A 14726-nucleotide genomic window follows, 5' to 3' on the forward strand; every position below is an offset into this window, starting at 1 on the left:
CTGGGATCGTTCAGGAGCCCGGAGGGTATCCGGCCGCGCTGGAGTCAGGACCTCTTCCAGGTCGCGCAGCCCGTGGTCTTGAAGTAGCCGTCCTGCGCGGAGATCGTCACGACGGCCGGGCCGGTGGGGTTGTCGTTGGCGGCGATGGAGTCGACGTCGTGGGCGGCGTTCTTGGCCCGCTCCCAGTAGCATCCGGCCGAACCCTCGGCGGGGCCGCTCGACTTGTAGGTGCCGGGGGCGAGGTCGAGGCCCACCTTGAACATGCCGCCGTCGCCCGCGGCCTCGGTCTTCGGGGCGTCGGAGACGGCCTTCGGGTCGACGGTCTCCCAGTCGTTGCAGCCGCTGGACTTGAAGAGCTTGTCGCCCGCCTCGATGGTCACGTAGCTGGTGCCGACGACGTTGTCGTTGGCGATGATCGACTCGACCTCGCCCGAGGCGTCCTTGGCGCGCTCCCAGTAGCAGCCCAGGCCCTTGTTGCCGGTGGTGCGGTAGGTGCCGGGCTGGAGGCCGGAGCCGGCCTGGAAGGTGCCGTTGCCGCGCATCGCCGCCTTCGTGCCGTCCTTCTTCGGCTCGGACGGCTTCTGGCTCGTCTTGCCGCCGCTCGTCTGGCCGCCGCCCGGCTTGCCGCTGCCCGGCTTGCTGCTGCCGGACGCGGCCGGCTTCTTCGCGCCGGAGTCCTTCGAGCCGCCCGTGCCGCCGCCCCCGGTGCAGGCGCCGACCGCGACGAGGGCGACGAGCGCGCCGGTGCCCGTGAGGACCTTGTGGCGGGCGATCCAGCTGTGGCGCGGGGTGGAGGACTGGGACATGGGTGTGCTCCTGTCTCGGATCTCTCGGTGCGGCCGGCGTTCTCCGCTGTTGACGGGAACATCACAACAGAGCCTGTGAACCGAGTCAACACGATTCACAGGATTGATTGGATTCACGCTGTGAAGTGGATTCCCGGCTGTGTACCGGTATGCTCCCGGCATGCTGGAGGAGAACGTCCCCGAGGTCACCGCCGCCGAGATCGCCCGCCTGGCCGGGGTCGGCCGGGCCGCCGTGAGCAACTGGCGCCGCCGCCACCCCGACTTCCCCAAGCCCGTCGGCGGCACCGAGACCAGCCCCTCCTTCGCGCTGCCCGAAGTCGAGGAGTGGCTGCGGGCCCAGGGCAAACTCGCCGAGGTCCCGCTGCGCGAACGCGTCTGGCAGCAGATCACCGCCCACCCCGGCGGGGCCGTCGCCGCGCTCGTGGAAGCCGGCGCCGCGCTGCTCGTCGTACGCGACCGCCCCGCGCGGTGGCTGGAGCTCGCCGCCCTCCCCGACGACCGGCTCGCCGAGCGGCTGCCCGCCGTACGGGACGAGGCGCTCACCGCCCGGCTGGGAGCCGGCCACCCGGTGACCGTGCGGCCCGCCGCCGGAGCCGTGACCCTGCTGCGCGCCGTCGCCGAACTCGCCGCCGGACTCGGCGCCCGCCAGGCCTTCGAGTTCCTCCTCGGCCGCCACCTGGAGGCCAACCCCCGCCAGTACACGCTGACCCCCGACGGCTGCGCCGAACTGATGGCCGGCCTCGCCGGACCCGGCGTCCGCACCGCCCTCGACCCCGCCTGCGGCACCGGCAGCCCGCTGCGCGCCCTCACCGGAGCCGCCGTCCTGCACGCCCAGGACGCCTCGCCCGAACTGGCCGCGCTCGCCGCGCTCCGCCTCGCCCTGCACGGCTCCGCCCAGGTCCGCGCGGCCGCCGCCGACAGCCTGCGCGCGGACGCGTTCCCCGACGCCGCCGTCGACGCCGTGCTCTGCCACCCGCCGTTCAACGAACGCAACTGGGGCCACGAGGAACTCGCCTACGACCCCCGCTGGGAGTACGGCTTCCCCGCCCGCACCGAATCCGAACTCGCCTGGATCCAGCACGCCCTGGCCCGACTGCGCGAGGGCGGCACCGCCGTGCTGCTCATGCCGCCAGCCGCCGCGGCCCGCCGCTCCGGCCGCCGGATCCGCGCCGACCTGCTGCGCCGCGGCGCCCTGCGGGCCGTCGTCTCCCTCCCCGCCGGCGCCGCGCCCCCGTACGGGATCCCGCTCCAGCTGTGGGTGCTGCGCAAGCCCGCCCCCGGCGCCGCCGCCCCGGCCGGGCTGCTGCTCGTGGACACCGCCGGCCTCGACCCCGACGGGCCGGCGCAGGCGCGGGCCGCCTGGCCCGACGTACGCGACGCCGTCCTCGCCACCTGGACCGCCTACGACCGCACCGGCGCGACCCCCGAGGCCCCCGGCGTCAGCCGCGTCGTGCCCGTCATCGAACTCCTCGACGACGACGTCGACCTCACCCCCGCCCGCCACCTGCCCCCGCCCGCCGCCGGCGGCGGCCTCGCCGAGCTGGCCGCCGTACGCGAGCGGCTCGACGCCACCCTCGCCCGCGCGGCCCGGCTCAACCCGCCGCCCGCGTTCCCCGCCGGACGCTCCGCCGCCGGATCCGCCGGATCCGCCGGATCCGCGGCCCCGGCGGCCGCCCCGCTCCCGCAGACCACCGTCGGCGAGCTCGCCCGCGCCGGAGCCCTGCTGCTGCGCGCCGGCACCGGCACCGGGAGCGGCGAGCTGCCCGTCCTCACCGAGTACGACGTCTACGCCGGAACCGCCCCCTCCGGCACCGTGGCCACCCCGGGACCCGACACCGGCGAGACCCTGGTCGCCGAACCCGGCGACGTCGTCGTCCCCGTCGTCGGCGCCCTCTCCGCCGCCCGCGTCGTCACCGGGGACCCCGCCAGCGGAGCCGGCGCCGTCATCGGCCGCAACCTCCAGCTGCTGCGCCCCGACCCGGCCGCCCTCGACCCCTGGTTCCTCGCCGGGTTCCTGCGCGGCACCGCCAACGCCCGCCGCGCCAGCAGCCACGCCTCCACCGCCACCCGCCTCGACGTGCGCCGGCTCCAGCTGCCCCGGCTGCCCCCGGCCGAACAGCGGCGCTACGGGGCCCGCTTCCGGGCGCTCGCCGAGTTCGAGGACGCGCTGAGGCTGGCGGGACGCCTGGGGGAGCAGCTCGTACAAGGCCTCTACGACGGGCTGTCGGACGGCAGCGTCACACCGGACTGACCGTGCTGCGACCCTGCAACGGTTGGGTCCATCCCCTCACGAACGGCCGGAAACGCTGTATACGCTTCGAGCCGTCACCTTTCCGCACGGCCCGTCAGGAGCACCGATGCACGGCCCCGGCATCCCGCCGCAGCAAGGCCCCCACGGCCACCGGCCCCTCTCCGGGGCCGCGATGACGCTGCGCGTGCTGTTCACGGCGCTGCCCGTCCTCAGCTGCGGTTTCTTCGCCTGGGGCTCGATGCTGCGGCTCGCGATCCTCACCCGCAAGGCCCGGGACTGGGCGCTGCTCGTGCTCAGCCTGGTGCTGTCGGTCGCGTGGATCACCTTCATCGGGCTCGACCCGACGGAGAAGACCGACGGCTGGCAGGGCAACCTCGGCGCCGGTGGCTCGATCTTCACCGGCTTCGCGATCTGCGTGTACTACCTCGTCGCCGACATCAAGCACCACGAGGCCAAGGCCCTGGCCCCGGCGCCCTGGTACCCGCCCGCGCCGCAGGCCCCGTACGCCCAGCACCACCAGCCGCAGCACCACCAGCCGCAGCCGCCGCACCAGACCACGCCGGGCTACGGCTACCCGCCGACCGGACAGCAGAACGCGCAGAACGCCCAGCCGCCCGTACCCCCGCAGCAGCCCGCCCAGCCCCCGCGCCTCGGGCAGGTCCGCGCCGAACTCGACGAGCTCAGCGAACTCCTGCGCCAGCAGAACCCGCCCCGGCCCCCGCAGCCCGGCGGCCCCTACCAGGACCCGAACACCACGGCGTTCCAGGACCCGCAGCGGTGACCGAGCCTGAACGCCTCATCGGCGAGCGCTACCAGCTCGCCACCGTCCTCGGCCAGGGCGGCATGGGCCAGGTGTGGACGGCCTACGACCGCCGCCTCGACCGCCGCGTCGCCGTCAAGCTGCTGCGCCCCGACAAGGTCGCCGGCCCCGGCACCGTCGCCGAGGAGCTGCGCCGCCGCTTCGTGCGCGAATGCCGGGTCACCGCCCAGGTCGACCACCCCGGCCTGGTCACCGTCCACGACGCGGGCAGCGACGGCGACGAGCTGTACCTCGTCATGGGCTACGTCGAGGGCTCCGACCTCGCCGACCACCTCGCCGAACACGACCCCTACCCCTGGCCCTGGGCCGTCGCGGTCGTGGCGCAGCTGTGCGCGGTGCTGTCCGCCGTGCACGCGGTGCCGATCGTCCACCGCGACCTCAAGCCGCGCAACGTGATGATCCGCCCCGACGGGACCGTCCTCGTCCTCGACCTCGGCGTCGCCTCCGTGATGGACACCGACACCACCCGCCTCACCAGCACCGGCTCCCCCATCGGCAGCCCCGCCTACATGGCCCCCGAACAGGCCATGGGCGGCGCGGTGGGCCCGTACACCGACCTGTACGCCCTCGGCGTGCTGCTGTACGAACTCCTCAGCGGCGGCGTCCCCTTCGCCGGCACCACCGCCCTCGGCGTCCTGCACCGCCACCTCTACGAACCCCCCGCCCCGGTCCGTCCGCTGCGCCCCGAGATCCCCGCGGAGCTGGAAGCGGTCCTGCTGCGCCTCCTCGCCAAGGACCCGCAGGACCGGCCCGCCTCCGCCCAGGAGGTCTACGAGGCACTCGTGCCGCTGCTCCCGGCCCCCGGCAGCCGCCTCCCCTCCGGCCCGCTCGACCCCACCCGGCCCTTCCTCCGCCCCCAGGCCCCCTGGCCCGACCGGGCCGCCGCCGTGCCCCCGCGCCCCACCGCACCCCCGGCGCCGCCCCGCCCCGACATCCCCGGCGCGGTCGACGAGGCCCGCAAGCTGCTGGACCAGGGCCGGCTCACCCAGGCCGTGGACATCCTCGGCAACATCCTCCCGGCGGCCGCAGCCGAGCACGGCGAGCACTCCCCGGTGGTCCGCAGCCTGCGCAAGCAGTACGCCGCCACCCTGATGGACGACGGCCAGTACCGCCGCGCCCTGCCCGAACTGCGACGCCTCGCCGACCAGTTCCCGGCCGGGGACCCCCAGTCGCTGCGCTTCCGCTACGACGCCGCGCAGTGCCTGGAGCAGCTCGGCGAACCTGCGGCGGCCCTGGCGGAGTACCGCTCGCTGCTGCCCCTGTTCGAGAACCACTACGCCAACCCGGACCCCGGCCTGCCGCTGGAGGTCCGCCGCCGGATAGCGCACCTGCTGCTCTCCCTCGGCGACCGGCCCGCCGCCCACGACACCCTGGTCCGCCTCCTCTACGACGCCGACCGCGTGCACGGCCCGGCGCACCCCCTCCCGGTGGAGGTCCGCCGCACCCTGCAATGGCTGGGCCAGGTGCGGTGACCGGTTCGGTGGCCCGGACGCCGCGGGCTACTGCACCACCGCGCCCGCGCCCCGCTGACGGCGCCGCAGCGCCAGCCCGGCCGACACCAGTACGGACACCCCCGCCACGGCCGCCCCGGCCGGCAGGCCAGGCGGGCTGAACTCGCAGGTCACCGTGGTGGTGCGGCCGTCCAGCGGGACGGCGAGCAGGCCGAGGCGGGATCGCCCCGGGCGGCCGTCGCAGCTCCAGCCCGCGATGGCCGGCACCGCCACCACCGCCGTGCCGGCGCTGCCCCGGGGCAGGGTGGCGGTCAGCCCCGAGGAGGTGACCCGGACGCCGGTGGCGGCCTTCGCCCGCAGCTCGGCGACCGCCGCGCCCAGCCGGGCCCCGTCCAGGCAGGACAGCGCCCACCGCGCGGGGGCCGGGCGGTCGAAGACGAGCTTCGAGGCGGGCCCGCGCGAGAGCCCCAGCGACTGGAGCGCCGCCCGGTTCTTCGGCGGGTTGCCGTTCAGCTTGAAGGAGCGCCCGCCCGCCAGACGGGCCGTCGCGTTGTACTCCGGCGCCCACAGGAACGCTTCCGTCCCGGCCCGGCAGATGCCGGGCGCGACCGGGTCCTCGTACACCTTCGCGCCCAGCAGCAGCTCCTGGTTGGCGAAGGGCGAGTCCCCGTACGCCCCGGGCTCCCCCGCCGGGCGGACGGTGACCAGCGGCAGGGCCTCGGCGCGGGCGACCGTGCCGTCGGGCTTCAGCCGGGCACCCACCGCGAACAGCGCGTCCGTCACCGGGTTGTCCAGGCTCTGCACGCTGCGCCCGCGCGAGGTCGAGCCCGCGCCGAGCGCCGTCATCGTCCGCGTGAACACGTCCGGGGTGTGACTGCTGTAGTACGCGCCGCCCTCACCGCCCAGCAGCATCGGGTCGTTGCCCGACAGCGCCGGCCGGCCCGCGTCGGTCCGGTACTCCGGCCAGCCCTCGGCCCCGGCCAGGGCGCGGGCGCGCGCGGTGTGCGCCCGGTTCCAGGAGGGGTAGTCGTCCAGCCCGGCCAGCTTGCCCTTGTGCCCGTACGCCGTGGCCGCCGCGGCCTGCGCCACCAGCACCGCCGCGAGCAGCCCCGCGGCCGCCGGCCGCAGCCGCCGCCGGCCCAGCGCCCGCCAGGCGGCGGCGCCCAGCAGCAGCCCGCCCGCGAAGAGCGCGTACCCCCACGCCGTCACCAGGGGGCTGCCGCCCGCCCACAGCGCGGCCGCCGTCAGCAGACCGGCGCCCGCCGCGAGCGCCCGTACGCCGGGCACGCCCGCGGCGAGCCCCGTCCAGGCGGCGATCACCGCGATGCCGGCCAGTACGAACGTCTGCCGGTACGCGCTGCCGTTCGGGGTGGCGAAGAGGTGCCACAGCAGATGGGTCGGCTCCCACTGCAGGGACAGCGTCACCGCCACCACCAGCCCCGCCCACCAGCAGCGGGTACGGACCGGCAGCGCCCGGTGGAACGGCAGGGCCGCCACCAGCAGCAGGGTCGCGGTGCCCACGAACACGGCGGGGGAGTTGAAGGAGTACGTGGCCGGGAGCAGCCGGGCGAAGAAGTCGGACCACGGCACCGGCCCGAACTCCTTGGACCAGCCCGGGTACGCCTGCTTCGTGCTGAGGAACAGCGGCACCAGCACCGGCGTCGCCAGCCCGATCCCGAGCAGGGTGGTCACCGCCGCCCGCCCGACCACCACGGCCCGCTCGCGCGCCCCCTCCCGGGTCAGCACCACCCGCACCACCAGCACCAGCGCCGCGCCGAGCGTGGCCATGTACGCGGTGTAGAAGTTGGCGGTCCACCCCACCGCGACGACCAGCACCCCGAGCACCGGCCGCCGGCCGCGCAGCGCCCACTCGCCGGTCAGGCACAGCAGCGGGAAGGCGACGAGCCCGTCCAGCCACATCGGGTTGTAGGCGGCCTCGATCACCGACCACCCGCACAGCGCGTACGAGGCCCCCAGCAGCCCCGCCGCCCACCACGGCCCGCGCCGCTGGGTCCGCAGCAGCCACGCCATGGCGGCGGCCGCGGCCGCCGTCTTGAGCACGGTCACCACGTACACCGCGAGGTCGATGTCCTCGCGCGGGAACAGCGCCACCAGCACGGCGAACGGGCTCGTCAGGTACGTGCCGAAGTCGGGCAGGAAGCTGGTGCCGTACCCGGACTGCCAGTTGAACAGGAGACCGCCCCGGGCCCGCCCGTGCAGCAGGTCCCACAGGTGCGCGTGGAACGGCACGAACTGGTTGCCGAGGTCGTTGACGCTGCGGTGGCGCGGCCCGTACGGGAACACCCGCGCGACGGCGTCCCCGCCGCACACGGCGACGGCCGTGACGAGCGAGGCGAACACCGCCCCGAGCACCCCCGCCCCCCGCCCGGAGCCCCGCGGGGCCCGTGTCGCGGGCCGGTCCGGAATCTGACGCTGGGCGAGTTGAGATGTCGGCATGGTGCACCGACGATCTCAGGAAGGAAGGACTCCGCGGTGACCGGGGGGTGAACTCGTACCCCAACACCACCGGAATCGTTGGTCGAACCGGTGGCTCGGGCCACCCTGACTGCATACCATCGATCACCGCAAGGCCCTTGTGCACCGAAGCACAATCTCCCGGCCCTGGAGGCTCCTTTGCACCGTCGCACTGCGCTCTCCGTCTCCGCCGCCCTGCTCGCGGCGGCCCCCCTGCTGACCGCGTGTTCGGGTGGGACCCGGCCCGGTACCGCCGCCGTCGTCGGGGGTGAGCGCATCACCACCTCGGCGCTCCAGGCCCAGGTCGGCGACGTGCGCGCCGCCCAGAACAAGTCCGAGCAGGGCACGCAGCTGATCGGCGCGACCGCCGGGCTGGAGCGGCTGAAGCTGAACAAGATGATCCAGAGCGCCGTCCTGGAGCGGGCCGCCGAGGACGCCGGGCTGAGCGTGAGCCCGAAGGAGGTCCAGGACGTCCGCAAGGCGCAGATCGAGCAGCTCGGCGGGGAGAAGGCGCTGCGGGACGCGGCGCTCCAGCAGGCGCAGCTGGCGCCGGGGCAGATCGAGGCGGACACCCGCTTCAAGCTGCTGCGGGACAAGGTCTTCGCGCACTACGGCAGCCAGGACAAGGCACTGGTCAAGCTGGCGGAGGCGGCGAAGGCGCTGCACATCGAGGTCAACCCGCGCTACGGCCACTGGGACGCGCAGCAGATCCTGCTCGGGGACCAGGAGACGCCGTGGATCACCCAGCGGACCCGCCCCGAGCAGGCGGCACCCGCCGGAGCCTGAGCGCGGCGGGCGGGGGTAGGTTCGGGGGGTGAACGACACCTCCTCCGCTCCCGCTGCCGCCGAGCCCACGGGCCGGATCGTCCTGCTGACCGCCAGCCACCGGGTCGCCCCCGGACTGCTGTCCTGGCCGGCCTGGCAGACCCTGCACGCCGCGGACCGGGTGCTGTGCGCCGACCCGGGCCACCCGCAGCTGCCGTACCTGCGCGAGGCGGGGGTCGAGGTGTCGCACGAGGTACCGGACGCGCACGCGCTCGTCGAGGCCTGCGCCGGGGGTCGCACGATCGTCGTGCTGCCGGCCGGCGAGGGCGACCAGCGGCTGACGGACGGGCTGGCCCGGCTGGCCGGCTCGGGCCGGGTCGCCATGCCCGACCTGGAGCTGCTGCCCGGCTCGTACGACCTGCCGGGGGCGCGGCTGCTGGACCTGGTGCAGGTCATGGACCGGGTGCGCCGGGACTGCCCCTGGACCTCGCGGCAGACCCACGAGGGGCTGGTGAAGTACGCCATCGAGGAGGCGTACGAGCTGGTCGAGGCGATCGAGGACGGCGACCGGGACGCGCTGCGCGAGGAGCTCGGCGACGTGCTCCTCCAGGTGGTCTTCCACGCGCGGATCGCCGAGGAGGAGGGCGGCGGCGAGGACGGGGCGGAGCCCTTCTCCATCGACGACGTCGCGGGCGACCTGGTCGACAAGCTGATCCGGCGCCACCCCCATGTGTTCGGGGACGCCACGGCCGACTCCCCGGAGGACGTCAGCGCCCACTGGCAGGCCACCAAGGCGGTGGAGAAGCAGCGGGACTCGGTCACCGACGGGATCCCGCTGGGCCAGCCGGGCCTGGCGCTGGCGGCCAAGCTCGCCGGGCGGGCCCGCACGGGCGGGGTGGCCGTGGAGCTGCCCCGGGGCGAGGGCATCGGGTACGAGCTGCTGGAGCTGGCGGCGCGCGCCGAGGCGTCGGGGACCGACCCCGAGACGGCGCTGCGTGCGGCGGCCCGGGTCTACCGGGACGCGATCCGCGCGGCCGAGGGCGTGGGGGAGTAACCGGAGCAACCCCGGAAGACACGGCCAGGACACGCCAAGGCGCGGCCAAGGCGCGGCCTAATCGCGCGGGGCGCGGGCCGAGGGGTTGTGCCAGTGCGGGGCCGGGCGGTGCAGGAACCACTCGCCGAAGCCCAGCGGGCGGGTGCGCTGGGACCCGGCGACGGGGACCGCGTCGTGGAAGAGACGGTCGGGGCGGGCTCCGAGCTCCTGGAGGAGGTAGGAGGTCTCCTCGATGAACAGGGCCGGCCCGCTGAGGTAGACGTCCTGTTCCCGCCACAGGGCGCGGTTGCCGAGGGCGGTCGCCAGCCGGTCGGTGGCCTGGTTGCGGTGCTGCCCGGGGGCGGGGGTGATGTAGGTGACGCCGAGCCAGCGGCAGGCGGCGGCGTGCCGGTCGATCAGGGGCCGGTCGTAGAGGTGCGCGGCGTCCCGGGCGACCACGAAGAGCCGTACGTCGTGGTCGGGAGGGTGCTGGAGGAGTTCCTCCAGCAGGGCCCGGACGGGTGCCCAGCCGGTGCCGGCGGCGATGAGGGTGAGGGGGCGGTCCTCGCGGCGCAGGGTGAGCTGTCCGCCGGGGGCGCCGAGCCGCAGCAGCTCGCCGGGCAGGACGTCGCGGACCAGGGCGGTGCTGAGCCGGCCGCCGTCGATCCGGCTGACGTGCAGGTCGACGGTGCCGTCGGGGCGGGGGGCGTTGCCGAGGGAGTAGGTGCGCCAGGTGGTCGGGACGCGGTCGCTGCTCACGCTGACGTACTGGCCGGGCCGGTAGGGCAGCGGGGTGCGCGGTGCGAGGGTCAGTACGCCGATGTCCTCGCCGTACTGGAGGTGGCGCACCACCTCGGCCTCCCACCAGGGAGGTTCGTCGCTGTCGGCGGCGCCGGCCGTCATGGCGTCGGCGATGACCTGGTAGGCCTCGTACCAGGCCTTCTCGACGGCCGGGGTCCAGGCGTCGCCGGAGGTCTGGGCGAGGGCGGCGATCAGGCTGGTGCCGACGGCCGCGTAGTGCTCGGGGCCGACGAGGAACTTGCGGTGGTCGCGTCCGAGGTCGCGCAGATAGGGGACGAGGGTCCCGCTCTCCAGGTGGGCGACGACATGGGTGAGCGCGGCGAAGAGCCGGTCGCGCTGGCGTTCCATGTCCTCGGCGGAGGCCGGGAAGAGTTCGCGGAGCCCGGGGTTGTGCCAGAAGAGGTGGGAGTAGAAGTACTTGACCGCGTGCTCGGCCCTTCTCTCCACCACCGCGAAACTGCTCTTCAAGATCCTCACATCCACAGAACCGAAAGTAGGAATGTCGCAGAACCTGACGTCAAGTGATGTCCGATCTACGGACAGCCGCGACGAAGCGGCCATAAGGGATGGCCGGCGGCGAGCCGGGATACGGTCGACGGGTGCACGATCAGACCTCCGCCGCCCAGCCCGACCCGTCCCTCCCCGAGGGGCCGACGCTCTTCGACTGGGAGTTCGCGACCGACCCCTATCCGGCCTACGCCTGGCTGCGCGAGAACTCCCCGGTGCACCGCACCCGGCTCCCCAGCGGGGTCGAGGCGTGGCTGGTGACCCGGTACGCCGACGCCCGCCAGGCCCTCGCGGACCAGCGGCTGAGCAAGAACCCGGCGCACCACGCGGAGCCGGCGCACGCCAAGGGCAAGACCGGGATCCCGGGGGAGCGCAAGGCGGAGCTGATGACGCACCTGCTGAACATCGACCCGCCGGACCACACCCGGCTGCGGCGGCTGGTGTCGAAGGCGTTCACCCCGCGGCGCGTGGCCGAGTTCACCCCGCGCGTCCAGGAGCTGACCGACCACCTCATCGACCAGATCGTCGAAAAGCAGTCCGGCACCGGGAAGGGTGAGGCGGACCTCATCCACGAGTTCGCGTTCCCGCTCCCCATCTACGCCATCTGCGAGATGCTCGGCGTACCGCGCGAGGACCAGGACGACTTCCGCGACTGGGCCGGGATGATGATCCGGCACGGCGGCGGGCCGCGCGGCGGGGTCGCCCGCTCGGTGAAGCAGATGCGCACCTATCTCGGGGAACTCATCCACCGCAAGCGGGATGATCTGGGCAACGACCTCATTTCCGATCTGATCCGGGCAAGTGACCACGGAGACCATCTGACGGAGGCCGAGGCCACGGCGATGGCCTTCATCCTGCTCTTCGCCGGCTTCGAGACGACCGTGAACCTCATCGGCAACGGCATCCACTCCCTCTTCATGAACCCGGACCAGCGCGAGCGCCTCCAGGCCTCCCTCGCGGCCGGGGAGAGCGCGCTGCTGGAGACCGGCGTCGAGGAACTGCTGCGCTACGACGGCCCCGTGGAGCTCGCCACCTGGCGGTTCGCCACCGGGCCGCTGACCCTCGGAGGGCAGGACATCGCGGCCGGGGACCCCGTGCTCGTGGTCCTCGCGGCGGCCGACCGCGACCCGGAGCGGTTCGCCGACCCGGACACCCTGGACCTCTCCCGGAGTGACAATCAGCACCTCGGATACGGCCACGGGATCCACTACTGCCTCGGTGCTCCGCTCGCCCGTCTCGAAGGCCAGACGGCGCTCGGAACTTTGCTGAAGCGTCTGCCGGATCTGGAACTTGCGATTCCCCCTGCGGACCTGCGCTGGCGCGGCGGGCTCATCATGCGGGGCCTGCGCACCCTCCCCGTCCGCTTCACAGTCCCGAACGAATGAGGGCGGGAGCGAAGCCGAACTGACCGGAAGTCAGTCCACCGTCGAACTTGTGACATCCGTTCGAAGGCGGCTAGGTTCTGCCGTTACCCCGCCGTTATGCGAAAGGTGCAGTCTCATGCTTCCCGGGAACGGCCGCCACAGACGCCCCCGCCAGGTACCCGCGATCGTCGTCACCGCAGGAGTCACCGGCTCCGCGCTGGCCATGCCGCTGCTCGCCGCCACAGGTGCGAACGCAGCCGACACCGCCACGTGGGACAAGGTCGCCGACTGCGAGAGCGGCGGCACCTGGAGCGCGAACTCCGGCAGCGGCGCCTACGGCGGCCTGCAGTTCACCCTGGAGCAGTGGCGCAACGCCGGCGGACTCGCGTACGCGGAGCGCCCCGACCTCGCCAGCCGCTCCCAGCAGATCGCGGTCGCCGAGCGGGTGCTGGCCTCCCAGGGCCCCCAGGCGTGGCCGCTGTGCTCCGCCTCGGCCGGGCTGACCCAGCAGGGCCCCGCCCCCGAGGTGGACCCGGGCGACAAGCTGAACCCCGGGCCCGTCGCGCCCACACCGACCCGGCCCGACGCCTCGGTGCCGAAGACGGGCAAGGGCAAGCCCTCCACGGACTTCGGGGCCCCGACCCCGGCGCCGAACACCCAGTCCAGCCCGAGCGGGCTGCCGGACTACCCGCTGGGCCCCTCCAGCGGACTGCCCGTCATGCCCGAGCCGGACTTCACGGTCCAGCCCACGACGCCCGGCACGCCCACGCCCGCCCCGGGCACCCCCACGGCGCCGGCCACCCCGGCCGCGCCGGGCACCCCGACGGCCCCGGCCACCCCGGGCGCCACCCCCGCCCCGGGCGTCACGCCCACCGCCCCGGCCACCCCGGGTGCCCCGACGGGCACCCCGTCCGCCGAGGCGGCCGACGGCTCGGGCAAGCACCGCGGCCCGGCCGCCGTCGAGGTACCGGCGGCCCCTGGCACGGTGTCAGCACCCGCCGCGGAGCCCGTCTACACCGTGAAGCCGGGCGACAGCCTCTCGGACATCGCGAACGCCAAGGGCGTCAAGGGGGGCTGGGGCGAGCTCTACAAAGCCAACGAGCAGGTCATCGGCGGGGACGCGGACCTCATCAAGCCCGGACAGAACCTGGATCTAACCAAGAAATAGGGGGCAGTTCGGGCATCCATTAAGAGTTGAATGTCCGTTATCGCCAAATGAGACATGCATCTCTTCCGGACAACTGGCGTGTCTCGTTCCGGAACTTCCGAAAACCCCCCTCTCACCTGCACAAACGTGCTCTTGAGGAAGGCAAGTAGGCCGGTTTCTCCCCAAAATCACACGTTGAACATCGGGGAGAGACCCGTCTACCTTCTGAATCGCTCGCCACCGCGGGCTCCTTCGACCGCATCGCCGAATCCTGCCGGCGGACGGAGGGAACAGTCGTCGCGCAAGCGCCGAAGGCAGGAGCGGGGGAACCAAGGTAGGCGCCGGGAACGGCCGTTGAGAGACGGCCCGCGTACCGGCTAGGGGTGAAGACACGCGCCGCGCCGCGTGACCGGGCAACTCATCCGCCCGAACCCGACAGCTCACCTCGAAGGCGTCGGTGAGGAGAAATCCATGCTGCTTTCCGGCAAGGGCAAGCACCGCCGCGGCTCCAAGGCCGTCCGCATCGTCACGCTCGCCGGTGTCGCCGGTGTCGCCGTCGCCGCCCCGCTGATGGCCGCCGGTACCGCCAGCGCCGCCACCTCGGCCGAGTGGGACAAGGTCGCCGCCTGCGAGTCCGGCGGCAACTGGTCCATCAACACCGGCAACGGCTACTACGGCGGCCTGCAGTTCTCGTCCTCCACGTGGGCCGCGTACGGTGGCAAGGCGTACGCCGCGCAGGCCAACCAGGCCACCAAGGGCCAGCAGATAGCCATCGCCGAGAAGGTCCTCAAGGGCCAGGGCAAGGGCGCCTGGCCGCACTGCGGCGTCGGCCTGTCCAACTCCTCGTACAACGGCGGCGGTTCCACCACCCCGGCCAAGCCGAAGCCCGAGACGAAGCCGGCCCCGGCCAAGCCCGCTCCGGCCAAGCCGGCCCCGGCGAAGCCCGCTCCGGCCAAGCCGTCCACGCCGAAGACCGAGACCGAGACCAAGGGCTCCGGCTCCGGCGCCGGCAACTGGACCCCGGCCAAGCCGTCGACCCCGAAGACCGAGGCCCCGCAGACGGGCAACGGCTCCTACACGGTCAAGGAAGGCGACACCCTGGGCACCATCGCCGAGGCCAACAAGGTCAAGGGCGGCTGGGAGAAGCTCTTCGAGCTCAACAAGGACACCGTCTCCGACGCCGACCTGATCTTCCCGGGTCAGAAGCTGAAGCTCGGCTGAACCTCCGCGTAACACTCGCGGCACCCCGCAGCATCTCCACCGCCCGGCGCGTATCCCAACGCGCCGGGCGGCGGCGTGTCGTCCG

General features: G+C 74.0%; 11 protein-coding genes and 1 riboswitch. Of the genes, 8 read left to right on the forward strand and 3 right to left on the reverse strand.

The features are described 5' to 3' along the window. Window positions 1–44: 44 nt before the first annotated feature. Window positions 45–806 (reverse strand): hypothetical protein, encoded by a 762-nt coding sequence (locus ACZ518_RS27480; protein WP_469115673.1) that lies wholly within the window; start codon window positions 804–806, stop codon window positions 45–47. Between the two features lie 160 nt (window positions 807–966). Here ACZ518_RS27480 and ACZ518_RS27485 point away from each other — a divergent pair, with 160 nt between their 5' ends. From ACZ518_RS27485 to ACZ518_RS27495, 3 genes are all read left to right on the forward strand, one after another. Next, window positions 967–3057, forward strand: a complete 2091-nt coding sequence (locus ACZ518_RS27485) for an N-6 DNA methylase (protein WP_469115674.1) — start codon at window positions 967–969, stop codon at window positions 3055–3057. Between the two features lie 106 nt (window positions 3058–3163). Then, complete coding sequence (locus ACZ518_RS27490; protein ID WP_469115675.1) at window positions 3164–3838, forward strand: hypothetical protein; 675 nt, start codon at window positions 3164–3166, stop codon at window positions 3836–3838. Further along, on the forward strand, window positions 3835–5349 hold the full coding sequence (locus tag ACZ518_RS27495) for a protein kinase domain-containing protein (protein ID WP_469115676.1): 1515 nt from the start codon (window positions 3835–3837) through the stop codon (window positions 5347–5349). Before ACZ518_RS27490 ends, ACZ518_RS27495 begins: the two co-directional genes overlap by 4 nt. Window positions 5350–5376: 27 nt before the next feature. On the opposite strand, the gene ACZ518_RS27500 is transcribed toward ACZ518_RS27495, so the two are convergent. Continuing rightward, window positions 5377–7785, reverse strand: coding sequence for a YfhO family protein (locus ACZ518_RS27500; protein ID WP_469115677.1), 2409 nt, complete (start codon window positions 7783–7785; stop codon window positions 5377–5379). Window positions 7786–7962: 177 nt separating this feature from the next. Here ACZ518_RS27500 and ACZ518_RS27505 point away from each other — a divergent pair, with 177 nt between their 5' ends. Further along, window positions 7963–8589, forward strand: a complete 627-nt coding sequence (locus tag ACZ518_RS27505; protein WP_469115678.1) for a SurA N-terminal domain-containing protein — start codon at window positions 7963–7965, stop codon at window positions 8587–8589. Between the two features lie 28 nt (window positions 8590–8617). After that, window positions 8618–9622 carry a nucleoside triphosphate pyrophosphohydrolase gene (locus ACZ518_RS27510; RefSeq protein WP_469115679.1) on the forward strand — a complete coding sequence of 335 codons (1005 nt, stop codon included), beginning with the start codon at window positions 8618–8620 and terminating at the stop codon, window positions 9620–9622. 57 nt (window positions 9623–9679) lie between these two features. Here ACZ518_RS27510 and ACZ518_RS27515 read toward each other — a convergent pair whose 3' ends face one another. Beyond that, window positions 9680–10879: a globin domain-containing protein gene (locus ACZ518_RS27515; RefSeq protein ID WP_469115680.1), complete on the reverse strand. Its 1200-nt coding sequence runs from the start codon at window positions 10877–10879 to the stop codon at window positions 9680–9682. Between the two features lie 122 nt (window positions 10880–11001). Here ACZ518_RS27515 and ACZ518_RS27520 point away from each other — a divergent pair, with 122 nt between their 5' ends. The 3 genes from ACZ518_RS27520 (at window position 11002) to ACZ518_RS27530 (ending at window position 14641) form a co-directional block, all read left to right on the forward strand. Continuing rightward, window positions 11002–12294 (forward strand): cytochrome P450 family protein, encoded by a 1293-nt coding sequence (locus ACZ518_RS27520; RefSeq protein WP_469115681.1) that lies wholly within the window; start codon window positions 11002–11004, stop codon window positions 12292–12294. A gap of 115 nt (window positions 12295–12409) precedes the next feature. Next, entirely contained in the window at window positions 12410–13441 is a 1032-nt protein-coding gene (locus ACZ518_RS27525; protein ID WP_469115682.1) for a transglycosylase family protein, read from the forward strand. Window positions 13442–13716: 275 nt separating this feature from the next. Further along, window positions 13717–13889, forward strand: a riboswitch (cyclic di-AMP (ydaO/yuaA leader). 2 nt (window positions 13890–13891) lie between these two features. Next, window positions 13892–14641 (forward strand): transglycosylase family protein, encoded by a 750-nt coding sequence (locus ACZ518_RS27530; RefSeq protein WP_469115683.1) that lies wholly within the window; start codon window positions 13892–13894, stop codon window positions 14639–14641. The last annotated feature ends 85 nt before the right edge of the window (window positions 14642–14726 follow it).

This window comes from Streptomyces sp. NPDC033966, from assembly GCF_055575955.1.